The organism is Parasediminibacterium schistidii, from assembly GCF_046546515.1.
Taxonomy (GTDB): domain Bacteria; phylum Bacteroidota; class Bacteroidia; order Chitinophagales; family Chitinophagaceae; genus Parasediminibacterium.
Genome location: NZ_JBKHKJ010000070.1, coordinates 1 through 5021, shown reverse-complemented (window position 1 = coordinate 5021; position 5021 = coordinate 1). Strand labels below are relative to the sequence as shown.

Below are 5021 nucleotides of genomic sequence, written 5' to 3'. Positions count from 1 at the left end.
ATGATAAACTAATAATGAATTTCATGCCTTAAATCCACACTTAATTCCAAAGCCAAGGCGCGTTGTCAACAGTATCGTATATAGCCAAAGTAAAATAATCTTTTGTAAGTAGATTATACAAAAATAAAATCCTATATGGGGGAAATATTCCCTTATGAGCAGTTAAAATTTCCCCCATATAGGATTGGCGAAGATAATCACCTATACTTAACAGGACAAGCCCCGCCCCAACTGCTACTATTTTCTATAAGCCTACTGTGTGAGTTACAACAAAAATAGAAGCGGGACAAAAAACAGCACTTATTTAAAAGTGCCATCCTTGTCCCGCAGGCTTTTCTCAAGTTGTTTTAAAATTAATCAGGTTTTTTGCCTTCTAAAAAAGTATTCAGTGAAGAAATTTCTGTCCTATTACTATTATCATCTTTATTTACCGTGTATTTGCTGTAATAATTTTCTGGCGTATTAAATGTATTATCAAACATATCCATCTTCTTGCGTATATAGGCTGGCACGTTTTCAAAATCATTGTTATTGTCTGTGTCATTTACATTGTAATTAAGGTTGCGCAGCCGGTGTATGCGTTCCTGGAGCTTCCTGCGCTGTTCTTCTGCCTCTGGGTTCATGTCTAAGTCCTCAAAATTAGAAGGCGACGGCGGTACTTGTTGCTTAGCAGCCACTTCCAAAACTGGCGTTATATCGATTTTATTCTCAACTGCTGGTGGCACATTGTCAGTAGCGGCATTATTGGCAACTAAAGGCACCTGCTGCTGTGGCTGCACAGGTGGGGCATAAATATTTGCCGGCTTGCTGCTAATCCCGTTTGCAGTTGCAGGCTTTTCTGAAAAAATAAACTGCAATGTTTCATCAACCTTTTTTATGGGTTGAATTTTTTCTTCCTTGGCAGGTTGCTGGACAGCAGGATTGCTAATGGCCGTATTCAATTCAAGAAACACAGGCTGGTTTTGCAGAGCAGGTTGCCCTAAGTTTTCAGGGGGAGTTGGTGCGTTATCGGTATAATGTGAAGTAAACGGCGTAAAAGCAGAACCGCTACCTGTTTGCAATGTTGGTGCCATCGGGTCTTTTTCTACTACTGGCAGTGATACATGCACATTGGGTGCAGGTGCTTCTTCAGCACCTTTTACCTTTAATGTCATTACTATTTTCTCCGGCTCCAGGTTGGGTTTGCTTTCCTCCATTGGCTTTTCAAAAGGGTCTTTTGAATCGAACCCTGTGGCAATCATAGTAATGCCAATCTTTTTTTCCAAAGTATTGTCGTAACCCATGCCTAGTATTACATTGGTATCCTTGCCAGCCTGCATCCGAAGGTGGTTGTTGATGGTTTCTATTTCGTCCATCGTACACTCATCCTCTCCCTCTGCACAGTTGATATTAATCAATATCCACTTAGCGCCTTTAATGTCGTTATCGTTCAGCAATGGCGATGCCAATGCTTCTTCAATCGCTTCTTGTGCCCTGTTCTCGCCTTCTGCCTCTGCTTTGCCCAAGATTGCAACACCGCCATTTTTCATCACGGTGCATACATCGGCAAAATCGACAATGATATGCCCACGGCTGTTGATAATATCGGTAATACATTTGGCAGCGGTAGCCAATACATTATCGGCTTTGCCAAACGCTTCCCTCATTTTCAGGTTGCCGTATTGCATCCGCAGTTTATCATTGCTGATAACCAAAAGCGTATCTACATGGGGCTTTAATTGGTTAATGCCTTCTTCTGCCAATGCCAAGCGGCGTGGGCCCTCGAAGCCAAAGGGGGTAGTAACAATGCCCACGGTAAGTATGCCAAGCCCTTTACAAATCTGCGCAATAATAGGGGCGCCACCTGTGCCAGTGCCACCACCCATGCCTACCGTAATAAAGGCCATTTTGGTATTTACTTCCAGTATTTTTTTTATTTCTTCAAGGCTTTCTTCTGTTGCTTTTTTGCCTACTTCTGGGTTTGCCCCTGCGCCAAGGCCCTGGGTAAGGTATGGGCCTAACTGTATTTTATTGGGTACTTTGCTTTGCTCCAATGCCTTGGCATCGGTATTGCAAACAATAAAATCAACACCTTCTACCTCCTGGCCAAACATGAAGTTTACTGCGTTGCTACCTCCACCACCTACACCAATTACTTTGATGATCGATGATTTTTGTTTAGGCAAATCGAAATGAATCATGGTACGGAATTATATAAAGTGAAAAAAAATTACGTTGTACGCTGTACGTTTTAAGTTATACGTTCATGAACAAGTACACAAAACTTAAAACTCAAAACTTAAAACAATTATTTTATCATCTTGTCGTCTTCTTCTTTAAAAAGATCTATAAGGTTGTCTTTGAACTTATCCCAGAATTTTAATTTCCTAGGAGGAAGCGGGCCTGCAGGCTCTTTCGGCAATTCGTCTGCCACTTGTATAGCTGCTGCTAAAGCTATTGAAGGGGTAGCTGTAAGCAAACCAGCTTCTTTTTTAGCTGTTTTTTGCGCATCTGCTTTTGTTTCTACCTTCTTAGGGTTTGCTTCTAAAAACCGGATATATTGGTTTTCATAATCGTTGAACCCTTTTAGTATCAACCCTATACAAGTAGCATACATGGGCATTTTCAAATCATCGATATGATTAGGGGCCAGATGCTCGTTAGGGTAGCCAATGCGTGCGTTGAAGCCTGTTTTAAATTCTGCCAACTGTATTAAGTGGCGCAACTGAGAGCCGCCGCCAGTAATAATCAAGCCCCCATACAACGACCTTGAATCTAAGCTAATTTTCTTTAGCTCGTAGATTACAAAATCGAATATTTCCTCCATCCTTGCCTGAATAATCTGGGCAAGGTTTTTTACGCTTATTTGTTTGGGCGGCATCCCTTTCAACCCAGGAATGGTAATGTAGGCATTGGCATTGGTTTCGTTTGCCAAAGCACTACCGAATTGTACTTTCAATGCTTCTGCTTGGTTTTTCAATACGCCAAGACCTACACGAATGTCGTTGGTAATGTTTTCGCCACCAAAAGGTATAACGGCAGTATGTTTTAAAATGCCATCGTAAAAAATAGCCAAGTCGCTGGTGCCACCACCAATATCCAGTATAGCCACGCCAGCCTCTAAATCTACATCCGTCATTACAGCACTAGCACTAGCCAATGGCTGCAACACAAGGTCTTTGGTGGTTAAAGAACTCCTGTCTATCGCCCTTTTAATATTCTTGATTGCATTCCTGTCGCCCGTGATGATATGGAAATTAGCACCAACTTTCACGCCATTATACCCAACAGGGTCTTTGATATTCTGAATATTATCCACATGGAAATCCTGAGGTATTACTTCAATAATCTCATCACCTGCAGGGATAAAGGTTTTTTTCTGGTTGTTAATCAGCATTTCTATTTCGGAACGCTGAATTTCCGTTTCCGCATCTTGCCTTACTAAGTCGCCACGGGTCTGCATACTTTTAATATGATGGCCCGCTATGCCTACATACACTTCTTTTATTTCTAATTCGGGATTGCTATCCGTGCAATTTTTCAAAGACTGGTGGATTGCTTTTATAGCATGGTCAATGTTCAACACCTGCCCGTGCTGCACACCATTGCTGTCTGAACGGCCAAAGCCCAATACCTCTAGCTTGCCAAACTCGTTTTTCCGCCCAGCAATAACTGCAATTTTAGTAGTACCAATATCCAGTCCTACAATAATCGGTGCTTCATTTATGTTCATAAGCTTACTTTTTGTACCCTTTTTACTTTAATATACTTTAAAAAAATCCACTCGAAAATCCAACAACGCTCCTATTTTTTAACGGGGGCTTTGCCTTATTTACTGGGAGTTTATACTTTCCCTTTATAGTTAACGTTTTTTTTGTCGATTTATTATTCTGAACGTTAATATTTGCCAATTTCTTTTTGTTATTAGGCTTTACGGGCAATTTTTGTAGTAATTTCTTAACAGCCACCGTATCGCTCCTTTTCCCGGCAATGGGGCTTAATGAATCTATCTGAAACACCACATTACCTTTCATCAAAGCATTCATAGCTGCTTTTGCCTTGGCAGAATCGGACTGCGTTATCGCTGTGCCAGCCCTTACGGCCACTACTTGATCTTTGTATTGAATATCCAGCTTCTCATAGGTATTAATACCGTTTTGAACCCATGCTTTTTTGTAGAAAGTATATAGCTTGTTGAACTTGCTTTCTACATCTGTGGCGGTGCCAAACACTACTATTTGGTTACCAATAGTTGGCACTATTTCGAAAGTGGCTTGCGGAGTAATATTGACCTGCTCTACCTGTGCCCGCCAAAAGCTATCGGCAGTTATGTACTTGCCTATATCCACCACGCCTTTCAACAAATCACTATCTGATGCTGCCATTATATTTTTATCGCTAGGGAAATTGGTAAACATGGGTACCCTTGCACTTAGTTTCTCGCTCAATGGTAGTTTCATCCCACCGCTATCCACATAAAACGAATTGCCCTGAACGGTAAATACCCTTGCGACAGGCTGCCTTTCTTCTATCCTTACTTGCAATATTTGTTTATTGTCGAAAAACAATTCGGCATTTTTAACCCAAGGCGTTTTTTCTAACTCTGTTTCAATATTCCTAAGGTCTATGCTGCTCACCGTCCGGTTGTCTATATACGCATGGCCGCTAATTAGTTGCAATACATCTTTCTCATCAATAAACAAATGCTCGTCCGCCCCGGTTATTTCAACCTTCACGTCTGTGCAGGCTTTGTTGTTTTTCTTTTCCATGGCAAAAGCAAACAACACAATAGTGCCTGCCGCAAAAAGCAGCCATCCTATTTGTGTTATTTTCTTTTTTGTAACCACTTTTGTTATTTTAAATTTTGTATTTTAAATTAGACCTCACCCCCCGCCCTCTCCGAAGGAGAGGAAGCCAGACTCCGATAAAATTCAAATTGCTTTTATTTCAATACCTATTATTCGTATTTTTATGAGTTGCCTAATTCCTAATTCCTAATTCCTAATTCCTAATTCCTAATTCCTAATTCCTAATTCCTAATT

Annotated in this window: 3 protein-coding genes; all 3 read right to left on the bottom strand. The window is 40.9% G+C overall.

Annotated elements, in window-relative coordinates:
- Positions 1–353: 353 nt before the first annotated feature.
- Entirely contained in the window at positions 354–2180 is a 1827-nt protein-coding gene (gene ftsZ / locus ACHFIY_RS19055; protein ID WP_410847719.1) for a cell division protein FtsZ, read from the bottom strand.
- 107 nt (positions 2181–2287) lie between these two features.
- The gene (gene ftsA, locus ACHFIY_RS19050) at positions 2288–3712 is read right to left on the bottom strand and encodes a cell division protein FtsA (RefSeq protein ID WP_410847718.1); all 1425 of its coding nucleotides are present in this window, start codon (positions 3710–3712) and stop codon (positions 2288–2290) included.
- 37 nt (positions 3713–3749) lie between these two features.
- Positions 3750–4826, bottom strand: coding sequence for a cell division protein FtsQ/DivIB (locus ACHFIY_RS19045; protein WP_410847717.1), 1077 nt, complete (start codon positions 4824–4826; stop codon positions 3750–3752).
- Between the last annotated feature and the right edge of the window lie 195 nt (positions 4827–5021).